20 protein-coding genes are annotated in these 18,126 nt (G+C 62.0%); 6 read left to right on the forward strand and 14 right to left on the reverse strand.

Going from position 1 to position 18,126, the window contains the following annotated elements; translation table 11 throughout:
- Window positions 1-16: 16 nt before the first annotated feature.
- From INT29_RS12865 to idi, 8 genes are read right to left on the reverse strand one after another with little or no spacing between them, the layout of a single operon-like run.
- Complete coding sequence (locus INT29_RS12865; protein ID WP_193071880.1) at window positions 17-1,537, reverse strand: cryptochrome/photolyase family protein; 1,521 nt, start codon at window positions 1,535-1,537, stop codon at window positions 17-19.
- Complete coding sequence (locus INT29_RS12870; RefSeq protein ID WP_193071881.1) at window positions 1,537-2,055, reverse strand: TspO/MBR family protein; 519 nt, start codon at window positions 2,053-2,055, stop codon at window positions 1,537-1,539. Before INT29_RS12870 ends, INT29_RS12865 begins: the two co-directional genes overlap by 1 nt.
- 46 nt (window positions 2,056-2,101) lie before the next feature.
- Entirely contained in the window at window positions 2,102-3,679 is a 1,578-nt protein-coding gene (locus INT29_RS12875) for an FAD-dependent oxidoreductase (protein WP_193071882.1), read from the reverse strand.
- Window positions 3,676-3,999, reverse strand: a complete 324-nt coding sequence (locus tag INT29_RS12880) for a lycopene cyclase domain-containing protein (RefSeq protein WP_193071883.1) — start codon at window positions 3,997-3,999, stop codon at window positions 3,676-3,678. The genes INT29_RS12875 and INT29_RS12880 overlap by 4 nt, the downstream gene beginning before the upstream one ends.
- Window positions 3,989-4,342 (reverse strand): lycopene cyclase domain-containing protein, encoded by a 354-nt coding sequence (locus INT29_RS12885; protein ID WP_193071884.1) that lies wholly within the window; start codon window positions 4,340-4,342, stop codon window positions 3,989-3,991. Before INT29_RS12885 ends, INT29_RS12880 begins: the two co-directional genes overlap by 11 nt.
- On the reverse strand, window positions 4,339-5,619 hold the full coding sequence (locus INT29_RS12890) for a cytochrome P450 (protein WP_226841978.1): 1,281 nt from the start codon (window positions 5,617-5,619) through the stop codon (window positions 4,339-4,341). The genes INT29_RS12885 and INT29_RS12890 overlap by 4 nt, the downstream gene beginning before the upstream one ends.
- 11 nt (window positions 5,620-5,630) lie before the next feature.
- The gene (locus INT29_RS12895; protein ID WP_193071885.1) at window positions 5,631-6,695 is read right to left on the reverse strand and encodes a polyprenyl synthetase family protein; all 1,065 of its coding nucleotides are present in this window, start codon (window positions 6,693-6,695) and stop codon (window positions 5,631-5,633) included.
- Window positions 6,688-7,230 (reverse strand): isopentenyl-diphosphate Delta-isomerase, encoded by a 543-nt coding sequence (gene idi / locus INT29_RS12900; RefSeq protein ID WP_193071886.1) that lies wholly within the window; start codon window positions 7,228-7,230, stop codon window positions 6,688-6,690. The genes INT29_RS12895 and idi overlap by 8 nt, the downstream gene beginning before the upstream one ends.
- A gap of 73 nt (window positions 7,231-7,303) precedes the next feature.
- Between idi and INT29_RS12905 the strand changes: the two genes are divergently transcribed.
- Window positions 7,304-7,858: a MarR family winged helix-turn-helix transcriptional regulator gene (locus tag INT29_RS12905; protein WP_319020901.1), complete on the forward strand. Its 555-nt coding sequence runs from the start codon at window positions 7,304-7,306 to the stop codon at window positions 7,856-7,858.
- A 76-nt stretch (window positions 7,859-7,934) separates the two neighbouring features.
- On the opposite strand, the gene INT29_RS12910 is transcribed toward INT29_RS12905, so the two are convergent.
- Complete coding sequence (locus INT29_RS12910; RefSeq protein WP_193071887.1) at window positions 7,935-8,768, reverse strand: Ku protein; 834 nt, start codon at window positions 8,766-8,768, stop codon at window positions 7,935-7,937.
- A gap of 126 nt (window positions 8,769-8,894) precedes the next feature.
- Between INT29_RS12910 and INT29_RS12915 the strand changes: the two genes are divergently transcribed.
- The 4 genes from INT29_RS12915 to INT29_RS12930 all read left to right on the forward strand — a co-directional run bounded on the left by INT29_RS12915 (window position 8,895) and on the right by INT29_RS12930 (window position 13,524).
- On the forward strand, window positions 8,895-11,471 hold the full coding sequence (locus INT29_RS12915; protein ID WP_193071888.1) for an ATP-dependent DNA ligase: 2,577 nt from the start codon (window positions 8,895-8,897) through the stop codon (window positions 11,469-11,471).
- Window positions 11,472-11,656: 185 nt separating this feature from the next.
- Entirely contained in the window at window positions 11,657-11,839 is a 183-nt protein-coding gene (locus tag INT29_RS12920) for a hypothetical protein (protein ID WP_193071921.1), read from the forward strand.
- An 89-nt stretch (window positions 11,840-11,928) separates the two neighbouring features.
- Window positions 11,929-12,822, forward strand: a complete 894-nt coding sequence (locus INT29_RS12925; protein WP_193071889.1) for an SDR family oxidoreductase — start codon at window positions 11,929-11,931, stop codon at window positions 12,820-12,822.
- A 285-nt stretch (window positions 12,823-13,107) separates the two neighbouring features.
- Window positions 13,108-13,524, forward strand: a complete 417-nt coding sequence (locus tag INT29_RS12930) for a ChaB family protein (protein WP_101574704.1) — start codon at window positions 13,108-13,110, stop codon at window positions 13,522-13,524.
- Window positions 13,525-13,561: 37 nt separating this feature from the next.
- Here INT29_RS12930 and INT29_RS12935 read toward each other — a convergent pair whose 3' ends face one another.
- The 3 genes from INT29_RS12935 to INT29_RS12945 all read right to left on the reverse strand — a co-directional run bounded on the left by INT29_RS12935 (window position 13,562) and on the right by INT29_RS12945 (window position 16,369).
- Window positions 13,562-14,155 (reverse strand): helix-turn-helix domain-containing protein, encoded by a 594-nt coding sequence (locus INT29_RS12935; protein ID WP_193071890.1) that lies wholly within the window; start codon window positions 14,153-14,155, stop codon window positions 13,562-13,564.
- Between the two features lie 67 nt (window positions 14,156-14,222).
- The gene (locus tag INT29_RS12940) at window positions 14,223-15,209 is read right to left on the reverse strand and encodes a malate dehydrogenase (RefSeq protein WP_193071891.1); all 987 of its coding nucleotides are present in this window, start codon (window positions 15,207-15,209) and stop codon (window positions 14,223-14,225) included.
- A gap of 305 nt (window positions 15,210-15,514) precedes the next feature.
- The gene (locus INT29_RS12945; protein ID WP_193071892.1) at window positions 15,515-16,369 is read right to left on the reverse strand and encodes a glycerophosphodiester phosphodiesterase; all 855 of its coding nucleotides are present in this window, start codon (window positions 16,367-16,369) and stop codon (window positions 15,515-15,517) included.
- Window positions 16,370-16,536: 167 nt separating this feature from the next.
- On the opposite strand from INT29_RS12945, the gene INT29_RS12950 reads away from it, so the two are divergent.
- Complete coding sequence (locus INT29_RS12950; RefSeq protein ID WP_193071893.1) at window positions 16,537-17,178, forward strand: PepSY domain-containing protein; 642 nt, start codon at window positions 16,537-16,539, stop codon at window positions 17,176-17,178.
- Window positions 17,179-17,217: 39 nt separating this feature from the next.
- On the opposite strand, the gene INT29_RS12955 is transcribed toward INT29_RS12950, so the two are convergent.
- Both INT29_RS12955 and INT29_RS12960 read right to left on the reverse strand, forming a co-directional pair.
- Window positions 17,218-17,433: a hypothetical protein gene (locus INT29_RS12955; protein ID WP_193071894.1), complete on the reverse strand. Its 216-nt coding sequence runs from the start codon at window positions 17,431-17,433 to the stop codon at window positions 17,218-17,220.
- 135 nt (window positions 17,434-17,568) lie between these two features.
- On the reverse strand, window positions 17,569-18,075 hold the full coding sequence (locus INT29_RS12960; RefSeq protein WP_193071895.1) for a GNAT family N-acetyltransferase: 507 nt from the start codon (window positions 18,073-18,075) through the stop codon (window positions 17,569-17,571).
- Between the last annotated feature and the right edge of the window lie 51 nt (window positions 18,076-18,126).

Raw genomic sequence — 18,126 nt, forward strand, 5'->3', positions numbered from 1 at the left:
CAACCGCCTTCGCGTCTTAGTCTTCTGCGGACTTTTGCCCCGCGGGCTCTGGCCCTGCAGACTCTGGCCCTGCAGACTCTGGCCCTGCGGGCTCGGCTCCTGCAGACATGTTCTTCATCCGATCGTAGGCACCCAGCGCGGCGTGACGTGAATCTGCAAGGTCAACGATGTGAGTCGGCGATGCGTCAGTCGAATAAGGGAGCCAGTCGTCGATATAGGCGCCGTCAGGGTCGAAACGTTCGCGTTGTCGTTCGGGATTGAAGACACGGAAATAGGGAGCGGCGTCGGCACCGCTGCCGGCGACCCACTGCCAGGAGACAGGGTTGTTGGCTTCATCGGCGTCGACGAGGGTGTCCCAGAACCATTGCTCGCCGGACCACCAGTGTTGGAGGAGGTTCTTGGTGAGGAAGCTCGCTGTGACCATGCGGACCCGGTTGTGCATCCACCCGGTCTCCCACAGCTGTGCCATTCCTGCATCGATGAGTGGGTAGCCGGTGGTTCCGGACCTCCAGCGGGCCAGCGCCTCATCGTCGTCTTCGTAGGGGAAGTGTCGGAACTCGTCTCTGATCGGTGTGTAGTCGATGTCGGGGTAGTGGTAGGTCAGATGCCAGGAGAATTCGCGCCAATAGAGCTGACGGATCCAGGCTGCGCGATCATCTGCGGAAACGGATGTTGTCGTCTGGGCGGCGTGGAGAAGTTGCCGCGGTGACAGTTCTCCGAACCGCAGCCTCGGCGAGAGTCGAGATGTGCTCGTCGCGTCCGAGGGCACATCCCTGGTGGTGCTGTAGCCATCGATGCCCGCGCCCAGATCCTCAAGCTGGCTGGCAGCGGCCCGGAGGCCCGGCGACCAGTGGCGGGCGACGGTGTTCTGCCACCACCGTGGGCCCCCGGCCGCAGCGAAATCTCCTGAACCGGACCCGGTGCCGTCGAGGAGTCCCAGGCCGTCGAGGTCGGTCACGGCTGAGCAGGCTCGTGCCGATTCCAGCAGAGCCGGGTCTAGTTGTGTTTGTGGTTCCGGCGTCGGCAGCACGTCACCGACTTCGCGTCCTGACACGGCCTTCCAGAACGGGGTGAAGACTTTGTAATGGTCACCACCCTGAGGGGCGGCCGTCCAAGGCTCGACGAGGAGGGACCCGATGTGGGAATGGACCGCGATGCCCTGATTGCTCAACGCAGTCTTGATCTGGCTGTCGAGCGCTCGGGACGCAGGAGCATAACGACGCGACCAGCGAACCGCATCTACGCCGAGGCGACTGGCCAGCTGCGGAATGATCCCAGCCGCCTCTCCCGCGGCGAAGAGCAGAGGAATGCTCAGCTCAGAGAGCTCCTGGTGGAGGACGGCCAGTGACTCGTGTGCCCACCACCGGCTTGCCCCGCCCAGCGGTCTGGGCCCCAGGCCCTCATCATCGCGGGCCTCACGGATCCACACGGCGATGACGCGGCCATCGGCACGCGCGGCCGTCAGCGCGGCGTGATCGCGCACGCGCAGATCATCACGAAACCACACCAAGGTGAGGCTCTCGTCGGCAGCGGCCATCAGGCGCTCTTCGTTCGGGTGAGTGCCAGGCACCGGTTCGTCTCGCCCGGATTGAGACGGAGGATCTCCGCGTTGAGGACAGTCGCGAATCCTACCCAGGCCGCGTATGGTGCGAGCGCGACGGCCGACACCCGATCGACCGTGGCAGCCTTCTTCAGCAGCCTCAGCGTCGACGCTTCCAACACGGCCGACGCAAGGAGAGAGGCGTCCGGGCGACGGGCGGAGAAGAACAGCCAACTCCATGCCACATTGACTGCCATGTTGACACCCAACTCACCCAGATATGCCCGCCGGTCGCGACTGTTCGGCAGGCGGTTCAGCGCTCGCCCCGAGGCGAATGCTGTCAATGAGTACAGAGTTGTCCACGCGGGTCCGAAGACCTTGCCCGGTGGTTGCCAGGCGGGCTTCTTCAGATTCGTGTACCAGGCGGAGTCGACTTTCGTCCCGAGTGCTCCAAGCGTCGCCGCTCCCGCGCACACCGCGGACGGAATGATGAAGCGTTTCCAATCGGCGGTCATGAGATCCTCTCTGTGGTTCGCAGTGATGTTCGTGAGAAATAGGCGGTCATCGGTGTCTCCTCGAGAGGCTTTGTGCGCCACGTCTCAGCAGTCCCAGGGCCCCGCGTCTCAGCAGTCCGCGAGTCGGTGGTGACCACAGCGGGGTTCCTTCGACCCTCCACGAGGCGAGGAGGTGATTGGCCGCCATGTAACCGGTCGTCGTGGCGCGTTCCATAAGTGCCACAGGTAAGTCGCAGCGCACATAGTCACCGGCGACGACCAATCCAGGAATCGGGGTGGCAGCCTCGGGCCGCTCATCCCAGGGGCGGGTGTCCGTCAACGCGCAGTCCGCTTCGATGAGCAGCTCTTGGTCCACGATGGGCAGATGCGCAGTTTCGGGGTAGACCTGATGCAGGTCAGAGAGCAGACGGGCCACGATGCTCGCCCTGTCCCGCTCAGAAGGATCAGCGTCGATGTCGAGCGCGTAGGCGTGAAGTTCCAGAACCGAACCGTTGTGGGACTGCGCCCACTGCTTGGCCCCTTCCTCGAAGCGTTCGAGCACCGAGACATTGTCGAGGACGTCATAACCGCTGGTGCCCAAAAACTCCGGCCGATGCTCAGCCACGGGTGCACCGAGCCAGAGACGCAGCACAGCGAAAGCGGGTGCGTTGGTCAGCGAGTCGATGTTCTCCAGCCAGCCCAGCGCGGCTGGAGCGGTGCGCACGATCGAGTCGCGGCTGACCCTCAGCAGCTCACGAGCTCGCGCGGGATCGGCCGCGAGGACAACTGCATCGCCGTGGACCTCCTGGCCGTCGGTCGACACCATCCAACCCGACGAGGTGGATTCAAGCGAGGTCACCATCTCCCCGGTGCGGATCTGCACACCGATTCCGGTGAGATATTCGGCCAGTGGGGCCCAGAGAGCGGTGTCGTAGTCATCGACGGGGACGTCGAAGAGCAGGCCCTCTGCCGATCCGGCGAAGTAGGTGTGGAACATGGCGATGAGCTCACCGGCGGAGAAATCTTGCGGATCGGCGAAGAAGGAGCGTGCGAACACCTCAAGAGCCAGATGTCGGGCTTCGTCGGGGAAGCGCAGCCGGTCGAGGAAGTCGGCCGCGGACTCACCGTCGTAACGTCGATAGGTGGCGGGAAACTCGACGTCGATGAGTTCAACCGCAGCCGGGATGTCGACATCGAGGAGCCGGCGGAGAGGAAACGTCGGACTCTGCCAGACGAACCCGAGGAGATTGAACGGTGGAGTCCGCGGGATCGAGGCGAAGGTGTCCGTGGAGCCTCGGCGATGGAGGAGGGGGTAGTCGTCGACGGGCTGCAGGCGTTGAAGCTCGGGATCCGCCCGACTGAGCAGATCGCGAAGGTTGTAGTACTGCCGAAAAAATGCGTGGAATCCTCGGCTCATGGTCCGATCGTCCTCTACCGGCCATGCACTCACACGCCCGCCGAGGTGGTCGTTCTTCTCGATCACCGTGACCTTGGCACCGTGTTCGGCGAGGATCGCAGCCGCTGCCAGTCCAGCGATGCCGGCTCCGATGACGGTGACCCGTTTGGGCCTGAGCGGCCGCGAACGTCCCTGCGGTGCCGGGATGTTCTGCGCACATCGGTCTCTCGGCCGTGGTCCAGGTGTCATTCGGTGCCTTTCTGCGAACGATTGAGCTGCCATTGCCACACCATGAGCACAGAGGTGATCATGGCGAATCCGAATCCGAAGTCTTCGATTGGAATGTCCCAGGGGAAGCGCACATTCAGGAGGTGTGACGGGGTGTAGATGACGATGGGATCGCTCAATTTGGTCAGCCAGCCGTCGACCAGGCATTGGAATCCCAGACAGATGGCGAGCGCGGCCCAGTACTTCGCCCGTCGGAAGATCCCGCTGCGAAAGACGAAGGCTTCGAGCCCGATGACGACAACGATGCCGATCGCCGTCATTACCGTGTATTCAGGCATCATCGCCTCCACCCTTCCGGCTGGTGGCCCTCTTCGTGAAGAAGTTGAGCACGGTGCCCGCTGCCTCGTAGCTGAGCAGGGCACAGATGGGGATGACGATGAAGAAGACGAGTTCCTCCAGCGGCAGGTTGCCGAGGTGGAGGCCGGTGACGAACTGCTGGTTGTACGTCCAATGGTCCCGAGCGATCGCGATGATGTCCCAGAGGGAGAAGACGAGGATGACCGGGATGAGAGACCCGAGGAGGAGCTTCCAGCGGCGATAGACCCGGGCGGAGAACAGCAGCTCGAGGGGAAGCGTGATCAGCAGGCAGGCTCCCATCAGCAGCAGGTACTCGTAGGCGCTCATAGGGTCATTCTCGCAGCGGTGTGGGGCGAAGCCGGCGGCTGCGATCCGCCGCGTTCGTGCTGAGGGGCGGACCGAACAGTTGCTGCTGGACGTGACCTTTCCATCAGGCTCAGGTCCATGCCGCGCAGGCGGTACCCCTCGATGACGTTGTCCCAGCTGATTTCGGGCTTCCGGAGGAGGCGTGGGCCGATGGCCAGGAGCTTGTGGACAAGGGCATCGGTTTCGTAGAGAGCCAGTGGCTGGCCGGGGCACGCGTGGGCTCCGTCGCTGAAGCTCAGCCCCGTCGCGGCCTTCCCCCGTCCGAGATCGCGCCCGGGGTTGATCGTCTCCGGTGCGGTCCCCATCGCGTGGGGGTCGGTGTTGGTCTGTCTTACACACACGTCGATCAGGTCGCCTGCGGAGATGGTGTGGGGGCATCCGTTGTCCGAGACCTCGATATCGGCTTGCGCTCGGCGGTAGAGGTGGCCGACGACAGGGTCGAGGCGGATGATCTCCTCGAGGATCTTCAGACGGGTGGGCTGTGAGGATTCGGTGTAGCGACGGCCCAGCTCTTCGTCCGTCAGCAGATGCCAACAGGCCATGGTGATGAATTCGCGAGTCGTCACCATGCCGGCTGTGCCGTAGGTTACGCACTCGACGAGGATGTCGGAGGTGCTGTAGCCGGCGGAGAGCAGATGCGAGAGCACATCGTCGCGGCGTCGGATGCGCCGGGAGCGAATCGCCGGTTGCACATCGTGAACGTAGAACCGTCCGATGGGCAAGAGGCCGTTGACGGCCGCCTGGGCCCACTGGCGACGGGTTCGGCCCATCGCAGGAGCGGCGAGGTCGACAGGCGGCTGTCGGAAGAACCCGACGAGACGCTTGGCCATCGCATCGGTGGAGGACTCGGTCAGTCCCACGATCTCGGCGGTGACTTCGACCGAATAGTTCAGAGCCGCCTCGTCGAGGCGAAGACCGCCGTTTGCGACGGCGCAGTCGACGAGGGCTTGAGCACGCTCGTTGATGAATTCTCCGTACTTCGCAGACACCACCGCGGGGGCGAAATAGCGAGCGACCTCTTTGCGCTGAGAATCGTGATCGTCACCATCGGAGATCAGTATGGGGTGTTTCCGAAAGTACCCGCGCGGGATCTTCTCTGCGGTGAATCCTGCCTGAGTGGTCCGATGACGCGCATGCAGCACGGTTGTGGCTGCCTCGTAGGAGCGGATCCTCCACATGGTTCCATCGTGTTCGACGCGAGGTTCGGTCTCATCGCGTGCTCCCACTGCTTTTCGCATGCCCACCGAGTTCATGCGATGCGCGAGCTGCAGTCGGAGGTCAGCTGGATCAGCTGGCGGCTCAATGTCGGTGGCAGGGCTGCATCGGAGATGAGTCGATACAGGTCCTCGCAGCGCTGAGTGATGATGGATTCGACGAACACGAGAGCTCCTGATTCCTCGATGACGTTCCGCAGCCGATGACCATCGGCAGTGCTCAGCATCCTCTCCCCGAAGAGGGGACGCACCTCGGGCCAGGACGGGTCGGAGCGAGCGAACGTGATCAAGAGGGTCTCCTTGCCTTCACGGAGGTCACTGACATTGGATTTCCCGGTCTTCCGTTCATCGCCGAACAGTCCGAGGACGTCGTCGCGCAGCTGGTAGACCACACCGATCTGTGCAGCGATGGTGGCCAGTTCGGCGGTCTGGGTGCTGCTTGCCCCGGCCAGAACAGCCGCGATCAGCAGGGGAGCCTGAAACGAGTACACGGCCGTCTTCTGCCCGGCCATCTCGAGGACCTCCTGGGCCTGCGCTTCTTCCAGCTGCAGGCTCAACCACACATCTGAGTGTTCGCCAGCGGCACTCTGGAACAGCGTGTCATCGAAGATGTCGAGGATGGCCCGGCGTCTGGCGTCGTCGACATCGAGCCGAGCCAGCAGAGAGTGGGCGAGGGTGAGCATGAGGTCACCGCCCAGCAGTGCTGTTGCGTCTCCCCAGACTTGAGCCTCACGCGGGCCAGCGCCGCGGTGCATCGCGGCGGAGGTGAACTCTCCGGAGATGTTCGCCTCTCCACGACGGACGGTGTCGTTGTCGATGACATCGTCGTGGATGACGAGTGCGATGTGCAATAGCTGCATGGCACATGCCGCGTCGACGGCCGCCGCAGTGTCACGGCCACCCAGCGCATGGTGGGCGTCAATGAGCAGCCGCGGTCGGATCATCTTTCCTCCCGTTGCCATGTGCGTCAGTGATTGCCAGAGCTGACCGTACTGTGCCGAGAAACGCTGAGAACGTTGCCCTCCGTCCGCAAGCACCTGCGTGAGTCTGTCGTCGAACGAGTAGGCGATGTCATCGATGGGAGTGATGGAGTCAGTCATCGCCGCCCGCTTCGGCGATGTGAACGGCGATAGGGTCCACAAGCGCAGGAAAGTGATCGACCAGCCACGGGCTGAATGCCCAGGGCGCCGCACCGATCGCCGCTGCAAGTTCTGCGGGTGTCGTCCACTGAGTCTCGGCCACCTCGTCGGGGTTCGGTGTCAGTGTCGATGCAGCCTGGGCGATGAAGACGGGGCAGAGTTCGTTCTCTTCGATTCCAGAGGCATCACGCGCGTGGTAGGCGAAATCGGGGATGGCGCAGCCGATGCGATCGACGACCAAGCCGAGCTCGAAGGCGGAACGACGGCGAATCGCATCCTCAAACGTCTCACCGGGTGCGGGGTGGCCGCAGAAGGAATTCGTCCAGACTCCTGGCCACGTTCTCTTTCCGAGCGCGCGCCGCGTGACGAGCAGACGTCCATCCGCGTCGACGACATGGCATGAGAAGGCCAGATGTCGTGGAGTGGACAGGCCATGGACTTCGGCCTTGTCCTGCACACCGATGGGATCTCCGGTGCGGTCGACGAGAACAACCATTTCCACTGTTCAAACCCACTTTCGTTAGCCAGGCGAGAGATTTAATCCAGTGTAGCAACGGTATGCTGTCATCGTGTCGAGCGTAGAGCGAAGAATCCACCCGGATTCAGAATTGCAGTACTTTTCGAACGAGCCCGAATTCTTCGATCGTTCTCAGCTGACGCAGCCCGAAATCACGCAGTGCATGTCCGTCATGGAGGCGCTGCGCCACTGGCGGGAAGCCGATCGGGCGCTGGCGGAGGCATCCAGGCGGTATATGCGCCTCAATGAGAGTGACATGCGCGCCATTCGGATGCTCATGCAAGCGCAGAAGCAGGGCCAGATCATCACTCCCAGGGACATTGCCCATGAAGTGGGGATCTCCAGTGCGTCGACGACAAAGCTCATCGACCGCCTCGTCGCGGCAGGCCACCTGACTCGTGCCCCGCATCCCAAGGATCAGCGGACGCTCTGCATCGATGTGACACCACAGACTGCGCAGGCGGCACGTGAGACCGTCGGCCGCCAACATGCGCGTCGCTTTGCCGCCGCAGCCAACATGAGCAGCGACGAGCGCGAGGTCGTTATCCGGTTTCTCACGGCACTGGCCGAAGCCGACGAACCGCAGGGAGATCTGGCTGGGCAGTGACCTGGCGGGACAGTGGCGGGAGCTGAACGAGCTGAAGAAAGAGGCTTCGCAGGGCGTTCCCCCGTGTGGCTTCGTGTTATCCGGACTTCTTCGTTCCGGATCCATTTGAGCCTTTCTTCTTCGAACGTGAACTGTCCACGGACTTCTGCAGAGCCTCCATCAGGTCGATCACGTCGCCACCGGGCTCTTCATCCTCTTCCTCGTCGGGGAAGGCCTTCTCCAGGTCGAGGGTCTCTCCCTTGTCGATCTTCGCGTCGATGAGCTTGCGCAGTTCATCCTGGTAGTCGTCGTTGAACTCCTCCGGTGTGAAGTCTTCCGAATACGATTCGACGAGTTTGGCTGACATCTCCAATTCCTTTTTGGAGATCTTCGCCTGGGAGTTCACTCCCTTGAAGTCGACGTCGCGGATCTCATCGGCCCACCGCAGCGTCTGGATCATGAGCACCTTTCCACTGACTCGCAGGATCGCCAGTCGGGTGCGGGTGCGCAGGGTGAGCTTCACAATGGCCGTCCGGTCGGTGTCCTCAAGGGTCTGGCGCAGAAGCAGATAAGCCTTCGGAGTCTTCGACGTCGGCTCCAGAAAGTACGATTTCTCCAACATGATCGGATCGATCTGATCGTTGGGCACGAATTGGAGGACCTCGAGATCGTCATTCTCATCGGCGGGCAGGGCCTCGAAATCGTCTTTCGTGAGAATCACGCGGTTGTCGCCGTCGTCGTAGGCCTTGACCATGTCGTCGAACTCAACGACTTTCCCACACTCCTGACAACGGTGCTGATTGCGGATGCGCCCGCCGTCCTTCTCATGCACCTGGTGCATATTGACGTCGTGGCTCTCGGTGGCCGAATACAGCTTCACCGGAACGTTGACGAGACCAAACGCAATCGGTCCGGTCCAAATGGCTCTCATCCCTCCATTGAAACTCAGTCTCAGCACCTTGGCTACCCCCGTAGGTCCCCACCGCCGAGGCTGTTCCTCCGTGGCCCTCGTTACCGCCGGTGCAAGCGGGTAGCGTACAGAACACAGGAGGTGTCTATGCCACGCCAGGAGCAGAAGGTCACCGTCGACGGGCATCGGTTGACGCTGACCAATCTCGACAAGGTCTTCTATCCGGAGACAGGCACAACCAAGAGCGAGGTGCTCGACTACTACGCTCGCATTCACGAGCACCTGATCCGGCACGCCCATGACCGCATTGCCACCCGCAAACGTTGGGTCGACGGTGTCGGCACACCGCAGAAACCAGGAGACGAGTTCTTTGAGAAGAACCTCCCCGACTCCGCACCATCGTGGATCACTTCCCGTTCCATCCGTCATTCCACCGGATCCAAAAGGTACCCGCTGGTCCAGGACCGTGCGACATTGACCTACCTAGCGCAGATGGCTTCACTCGAAATCCACATCCCGCAATGGCAGGTCGCGAAGGGGGCATCTGACCCCGGCACCATCGAGTCGACGACACGGCATCCTGACCGCATGGTCTTCGACCTCGGCCCTGGGCCAGGACGCGAACTGGCCGACTGTATCGAGGTCGCACAGCTGGTCAGGGAGCTGCTGACCGGGATGGGTCTCGACGCCTACCCGGTGACCAGCGGCTCCAAGGGGATCCATCTCTATGCGCCGCTCGATGGATCAGCCTCAAGCCAACAGATCTCCGACGTCGCCCACGAGCTGGCGCGCAGCCTCGAATCCGATCACAAAGACCTCGTCGTCTCAGCCATGAAGAAGACGCTGCGAGAGAACAAGGTGCTCATCGACTGGTCCCAGAATTCAGCGGCGAAGACGACAGTGGCCCCCTATTCTCTGCGCGGTCGGTTCACCCCCACAGTGGCGACACCGCGGACCTGGGACGAACTCGACGACCCGCCCGCTGTCGAGCAGCTGCGCTTCGAGGAGGTCCTTGAGCGGATCGACGACCACGGCGATCTGCTCGAACCGTTGGCGAAGACTGCCGGCGATTCAGCAAATCCGGCCCCCACCTCGGCGGGAGCCGCACCCGCTTCGACGAAAGGAACGTCGAGTTCATCGAAGGCCCCGCGCGACCGCCTGGACATCTACCGGTCCAAGCGTGACCCGAAGCACACCAGCGAACCGGTGCCCGACAGCCACGGAACCAGCGAGGACGAGCTCTCCTTCGTCATCCAGGAACATCACGCCAGCACCCTGCACTGGGACTTCCGACTCGAACACGACGGCGTGCTGGTCTCGTGGGCACTGCCGAAAGGACCGCCCACCGATCCGAAGCACAACCATCTGGCCATCCAGACCGAGGACCACCCGCTCGAATACGGAAGCTTCGAAGGCACGATCGAGAAGGGACAGTACGGTGCGGGCGAGGTCACGATCTGGGACTCCGGGACCTACGAACTCGAGAAGTGGAAGGAGGGTCGCGAGATCATCGCTGTCCTCCACGGGGCCGAAGACGGCGGGCTAGGGGGAGAACGACGATTCGCACTGTTCAACACCGGCGAGCACGGGCCGAACAAGGAACCCGAGAAGAACTGGATGATCCACCTGACCAAAGACTCATCCACGAACTCATCTAAGAACTCGCCGAGGCGGGGCAAACCTTCGACTGAGCACACCGATTCCAAGCGAAACGGACCCACGGGCCCCGAGCGCACCGGTTCCACTGATGCGCAGCCCGCTGACATGGCACCGATGCTAGCCAGTATCGGAAGCCTTCACTCCGTTCGCCGACAGGCCGAGGACTGGGCATTCGAAATGAAGTGGGACGGCATCCGTGCGCTCGCCGCCGTGCGCGCCGGCACCGATGATTCGTCCGGGTCGATCGCGCTGACCAGCCGCAATGGTCACGATATGACGAAGGCCTACCCCGAACTCATCGAGCTCGCCGACTGCGTAGACGCTGATTGCATCCTTGACGCAGAGATCGTTGCGCTGGGCCCGGGCAATCGCCCCGACTTCGGGCGGCTGCAACGCAGGATGGGGCTGACGCGTGAGAATGACATCGAACGTGAACGTGAGCGCACACCGGTTTATCTCATGGTCTTCGATGTGTTAAACGATGCTGGTGCTTCCTTGCTGAAGACCCCGTATCTCGAACGACGCGAACGTCTCTTCGACATAGTCACCGAGGGTGAGCACATCCATGTGCCGGCGGCCTTCGAAGGAACCGTCGACAAGGCGATGGAGGCCAGTCGTGAACTCCACCTCGAAGGAGTCATGGCGAAGCAGACCGACAGTACCTATCTGCCGGGCAGACGAACCCACACCTGGGCCAAACTCAAACACTCCTCCACTCGCGACGTGATCATCGTCGGGTGGCGCACCGGCAAAGGGGAGCGTTCCGAGACCTTCTCTTCGCTGCTGCTGGCAGCCCACGAAAAGGACGGTCTGGTCTATCTGGGTCGAGTGGGCACCGGCTTCGACGACCACCAGCTGCAGGCTCTGCGGGCACAGCTCGATCGCCTGAGCCGGAAGACACCTTCTCTGGATGTTCCTGCCGCCGAGTCACGTGACGCGAACTGGGTGCGGCCCAGCCTCGTCGGTGAGGTCCGATACGGAGGTATCACCGAGGCTGGTCGTCTGCGTCATCCCGTATGGCGCGGACTCCGGGGCGACATCGACCCGGAGGAGGTCACCGCGTGAACCAGGAGGGGTCGAGCATGTTCTCCCCGCAGGCCACCGCGGTCACAACGGGGGTTACGAGACTCCTAGGAGACTGTTAACGTGACGGCACCGGAACAGTACGGAAGCTTCAGAGAGCACCGTGCTGACCAAGATCGCAATGAGTCTGATGATCGCGGATGCGGCATCAGTGAGAAGAGGCGACAATGACGAATGATCGAGAAACCGAGAGCATGGAGAAGGCCCTCAACACTGTTCCCGATGAAGCGCCGTACGATGTTGCTGAAACGCCCGGAACAGATCACTCCACCAAAGAACATGATGATGAGTTGGTTGATGAGTGGGAAGACGAGTCTTTTCCCGCAAGCGATCCGCCAGCGCATTACTGACCAGCTCATCTCTCAACAGGCGGTTTATCTCTCAACAGACCCTGGCCAGCCGAAGCGAATCGACCACCAGTTGAAAGGGGCCACAGCTCATGAGCGACCAACTGACTTTCCAGGATCCGGTGAAACGATTTCCGGACATCTCTCCGCCCAAACAGGACCAGCCTGAGCCTGGCCTCGACGTCGAACTGATTCCAGGCACTGACCGTGGCGAACAGAGCTATCGCGGCACCGGTCGGCTCAAGGGGCGCAAGGCGCTGATCACCGGTGCCGATTCCGGCATCGGCTCGGCAGTTGCTATCGCGTTCGCTCGCGAAGGAGCAGATGTCGCCCTGTCGTACCTTCCTGCTGAGGAGGACGACGCACGCCATGTCTGTGACATCATCCGCGAGGCCGGCGGCACAGCGGTGCCGCTGCCTGGTGACCTCGCCGACCCGGACTACTGCCAGCAGGTCGTCCACGATGCGGCAGACGGGCTGGGCGGACTCGATGCCCTGGTGAATAACGCGGGGCGACAGATTGCAGTCGAAGAGATCGAAGATCTCTCCGATGAGCAGTGGGGCACTACCTTCGAGACCAACATTCGGGCCATGTTCCGCGTGACGAAGACAGCAGTGGGTTATCTGCCCGCCGGCGCAACGATTGTGAACTCAACGTCCGTTCAAGCGTATTCACCGTCGACCCACCTGCTGGACTACGCGTCGACTAAGGCTGCGATCAACAACTTCACCAAAGGACTGGCCACTCAGCTGGCTCCACGCGGCATCCGGGTCAACGCGGTCGCACCCGGCCCGATCTGGACACCACTCCAGGTCTCTGACGGCCAGCCGAAGGAAGCACTGCCCCATTTCGGGAAGAACACTCCCTTGGGCCGAGCCGGCCAGCCGACGGAACTCGCGCCAGCTTATGTGTTCCTCACCTCGGCGGAGTCGAGTTACGTCCTGGGTGAGACCTTCAACGTCAATGGGGGCCAGCCCACGCCGTGACAGAACGTTCTCGGCCAACACCGTTGTCGGCCCGGCGCCACGCCACCGGAATCCAACTCGGCCACGGCATCTCCGCCGCACGCACCCGATAGGAGACCTCCGCGGACGAAGTGGATGTTCGTCGAAATCGGCGCAGTACTGGCCATCTTCCCAGCACACCCGCGATAGAGGGGCGAGGCGATATCGACGCCGAGGCTGTGCGGCACGGCTCCTGACATGTGAAGGTGATCTGCGTTACGGTCGGAATAACCGTGACACCCGCGTACGTGAGGAGAAGTGGTCACCATGCCGAAGATGAGCAGCTCAGGAGTGCCGAAGAAGTCAGAGCTTCCAGCGACCTTGCGACATTCGGATGCCAAGGCCCAGCGCACTTTCGCGAAGACCTATGACTCCGCAATGGAGGAATACGACGACGAAGAGCGTGCTCACCAGGTGGCCTACGATGCGTTGAAGCACACCCACGAGAAGGTCGGTGACAAGTGGGAACCGAAATCCTCGCCGGGGCCATCCGACTCACAGGCCAAGGGCGGGAAGAACACCGATCGCCCGACCGCTGGCGGGGTGGACGCCAATGCTACGAAGGATCACCTGTACCAGCTGGCAACTTCGCTGAAGATCCCGGGACGTTCGACGATGAACAAGAACGAACTCGTCGAGGCCCTCGAGCGTGAAAGCAATAAGCAGACGAAGAAGAACGCCTGAAGTCTGACCGAGGCCTGAGCCTTCCGAATACCGGGCCTCAGAACACTGGGGGAGTCATCGTGGCGATGATGACCGCCTCGGCGTCTCCGATGACACGGAACCAGTGCGGCTGGTCGCCCTGGTAGGTGATGCTGTCACCCGCCTCGAGGGTGTAGCCGTCCTCGCCGATCTGGAAATAGCAGGCCCCTTCGAGGACGAATAGGCATTCCTCGGCACGATGATGGCCGAAGGGCACCGACTCGTTGGAGTAACCCGCCGGGACACGCACCTTGAGCACCAACAGCTGACCGTTCATGGTCGGCGTCAGCAGTTCGTAGACGAGCCCACGATCGGTGACCTGCAGCTGCCTGCGGCCATCGGCGCGGACCACACGGTTGTCGGTAGGCTCCTCATCAGTGTCGAAGAAACGTCCGACGGGTACATCAAGGGCCTTGGCAATCTTGAGCAGCGTGAGATACGCGGGATTGCCCAGGCCACGTTCGATCTGGCTCAGCAGTCCCTGACTGACCCCGGCCACGCGGCCGAGGTCAGCCAGAGTCATCCCGGCCGATTCCCGCAGGCGGCGAATGAGGGCACCCATGTACTCCACACTCGGATCAGCCATAGTCGGCACGTCATTCTCAGCGCTCACGGGAACCTTCGCTCAACGGGGCAATAAGATCTTGAGAATATCAGCAGATCCGCTCAACCCCGCGACCTCAGATCAGTCCGAGACCGGTCACGGACTCACGCTCCTCGGCCAGCTCAGCCACGGTGGCGTCGATCATCCTGCGGCTGAAGTCGTTGATCTCCAGCCCCTGCACGATCTCCCAGTTCCCGTCCGAAGTTGTCACGGGATAGGAGGAGATCAGTCCCTCAGGCACCCCATAGGAGCCATCGGAGACCACAGCCATCGAGGCCCAGTCGCCCTCGGGTGTGCCGTGCAGCCAATCGCGGGCGGCGTCGATCGTCGCCGCGGCAGCAGAGGCCGCTGAGGACGACCCGCGCGCCTCGATGATTGCGGCACCGCGCCCGGAAACCGTGGGGATGAGATCGTTTTCGATCCAGGATTGGTCGCCGATGACCTCGGCTGCATTCACTCCGCCGATTTCCGCGTGGTAGATGTCGGGATACTGTGTGGCTGAGTGGTTGCCCCAGATCGTCATCTTGGATATGTCGGCCACCGTTACCGCGGCCTTTTTGGCCAGTTGCGCCAGGGCGCGGTTGTGGTCCAAGCGGGTCAGCGCGCTGAAACGTTCGGCGGGGATGTCGGGCGCATTGCGCATTGCGATCAGCGCATTGGTGTTGGCCGGATTCCCGGTGACGCCGATGCGGACATCGTCGGCGGCGACTGCATTGAGTGCCTTGCCCTGGGCGGTGAAGATCGCACCATTGGCTTCGAGGAGGTCACTGCGCTCCATGCCCTGAGACCGGGGCCGAGCGCCCACGAGCAGGGCGAGGTTGACGCCGTCGAAGATGTGCTCGGCCGAATCGCCGATTTCAACCGAGTCGAGGGTGGGGAAGGCACAGTCCTCGAGTTCCATGACTACGCCTTCGAGTGCGGTCAGTGCGGGTGTGATCTCCAGCAAGCGCAGCTGAACTGGAGTGTGGGGGCCGAAGAGTGCGCCGCTGGCGATGCGGAAGAGGAGACTGTAGCCGATCTGACCGGCCGCACCGGTGACGGCGACTTTGATAGGGGCGTTCATAGATTGTGCTCCTTAATTGTGGTGGGAGTTTACCGCAGGCGATGCAGGCTGTCCTCTCGTGCGCAACGGCGGTGTTCGTCGGTGAACACTCCATCAACGCCACGTCAGTGAGGAGGATGCCGGTGCGGCATGACGAGGAATCCACTTCCTTGTTGAGGCCCGTCATGGTCGCGTGTGCGGCATCGCTGCGTCGGACGTCACTGCAACTTCTCGAGAGAAAGGTGACGAGCCGATTCTATCGGCTCGTCACCGCTGGGCATCAGGCAGGAGTCACATTTCGTCTCTGAGGCTGGCGGCATTGCCCGCTAGTTCGTCCAGGCATCGTCCGTGAAGTAGCCGTCGATCCAGCCGGGCAGACGGTGCCCGTCCTTCGCCGTCCCGAGAGTATAGGGAGCGACGTGGAAGCCTGCCTTGTCGAGTTTGCGCAGGTCCCTGGTGGGCAGATTCTTGCTGGGGCCGACCCATTCGATGCCAGCAGCGGCGATCTCATCGAAGGATTCCTGCGGCAGGGTTGCTCCCGAGAGGTAGAGGGAAGTGTAGCCGCGTTCGGCGATGGTCTTCGCCGCCTCGAAGTCGAAGGACTGGACGATGAGTGAGTCGGCCAGTCCGCGTTCGTCGAAGACGTCGAGAACCTGATCGACCTCCGCCGAAGTGGCCCCGGGCTTGATCTCGGGAACCATGACGACCTCCCCGCCGAGCTCGTCGAGTGCCTCATCGAGAGTCACCGTCTGTGCCGGTTCGCCACCTTGTGGGTGCTTGATGGTCGCAGCGTCCCATTCTTCGCGGCTGAGGTTGCGGATGGGGCCGCTGGCTCCGTTGAGTGTGCGGTCGGCCGTGTCGTCGTGGATGAGGACAGGGGTGCCGTCTTCGAGGAACTGGATGTCCATCTCGGGCAGGAACCCGTCCGTCGCCGAGGCGGTGAATCCTTCCATGGACTCCTCCGGGTAGACGTCGGAGCCGCCCCGGTGGGAGATCGTGGTGGGGAATTCGAGTTCGGAGACCTGATGGGGTGCCGCATAGCCGTTCTCGGAGGATGAGCCGAGACTGTGTGCGGAGGCGGCGACGACGCCGGGGCCGAGAGTCGCCGTCAGGGTGAGCACCGCGGCGGCGAGGATCGTAGAAGGACGAGGGCGGACCTTGTTCTGCTCAGTCGTAATCACGCTTGTGACGCTATGGGTGCCAGGCAAGCTCCCGGAGGACGAGAAATGAACAGCAGGATGAGAACAGAAGAATGATGACAGCAGGTCTGATGGACCTCCGACCGGTGGCGTATTCAGTGCCCTCCGGCGGGGTTTTCAGTCCACCAGACGAGTGTTAGCGTGACCGTATGAAGACGAATCGAATGTCCCAGGTTGCAGTTGCAGGTGTGCTCGGAATAGGGCTGGCGCTCGCGGGGTGCTCGGGCACTTCAGATGACGAAGCTCAAGAGTCGCAGGCCCCTGCCGAGACTCAGGCAGCGGATGCGTCGGAACCCAGCGATGAAGGTTCCACAGACGAGGCGAAGACCTCAGATTCCAAGCTTTCCGAAGATGCAGATCTGAGCAAGGAATCTCCATCCACTTCGGCCAAGGAAGCTGTCAAGACGGCACAGGATAAGGCCAAAGCCAAAGACGGGGTTCTGCACGCAATCGAACTCGATTACGACAGTGACGACGGTAAATGGGAATACGATGTCAAGATCATGGACGGCAAGACCGACCATAAGGTAGTCATTGATGCAGACACGGGCAAGGTCGTTCGCGACGAATCGGAAGACAGCGATGACAAGGAAAAGGCCATCGACCTCGAATCTCCGATGACGTATGACGAAGCGTTCGACCTGGCCAAGAAAGAGGGCGAAGGCCGTGTCTCCGGCTGGAAGCTCGAATATGACGATGGGCAGCGCGAATACCAGTTCGACTTCGATGACAAGGGAACCGAAACCGAAGTCACAGTCAATGTCGAATCGAAGAAGGTGACGGTCGACTGAGACCTTCTTGGTAGTAGCGCCCGCGCGCCATCGATCTGTTCAGACGCGGGCAGCGAACTCGTTTAGCGCGTTGGTGTAGATCTTCGTCTGCGCGAAGTGGATGTCGTGCGAACTGTTGACTCGAACGGTCTGGTTCTCCGGCAGCAGCTCCTCGACGAGGGACAGGTCCTCATCGCTGAGGGCAGCTAGCAGATTGCCTTGTCCATCGTGACGAGTGCTTGCCTTCAGGAACGTGGTTGGGCAGGCGATGGCCACCCGGTGTAGCCGAGGTCTTCGGCTGCGCGGGACGTGCTTGGTGAAGTAGTCCTTCGTTCTGACACTGGCGATTGCGGCCCCTGTTGTAATGGCCAGAGCCGTGCCGTCGGCCGCGATGATCGCGGCGGTGGGCTTTCAGACTGCGGTCGAAATTCCTGCAGTCGTGGGTCGCGCAAGGAAGACGGTTCCAGCCACATGCTCGCTGATGTCGGAGGGCGGTTCGCAGATCTCATAGCCGGCTTGCTGGTAGATGCGAATATTTCGTTCACTTCTCACCCCGGTAAACAGAACGAATCTGGTCGTGTCCTTGGGCGCCAGGCTCTCTCCGGCTTGGAGCAGCCACTGACCAAGACCCTGACGAGCCAAGTCAGGTGCCACCATCAGGCGACCGATCTCCCAGGAGCCACCGCCGGTGGACTGCCCCCTCACGGCACCGACAAGTCGATCTCCACGCCGCAGGCACAGCGTTTCCCAGGACTCGGGCCACCGCAATACATCGTCGACGGTCTCGTGAAGCGCAGGGATATTCAGGGTGTCATTCAGCATTGCTTCCGGGACCCAACAGCACTTCTGGAGCACGGCCACTTCTGCAGCATCGCCTTCAGCGAAGGGCTTCAAGGTGAATTCGGATTCTCTGCTCATGCGTCGGTGGCCTTTCCTCAAATCCGCAGCGGGAGTGCTCGGCGATCTGCC

Origin of the sequence: Brevibacterium sp. FME37 (assembly GCF_014897485.1) — a bacterium.
GTDB lineage: Bacteria > Actinomycetota > Actinomycetes > Actinomycetales > Brevibacteriaceae > Brevibacterium.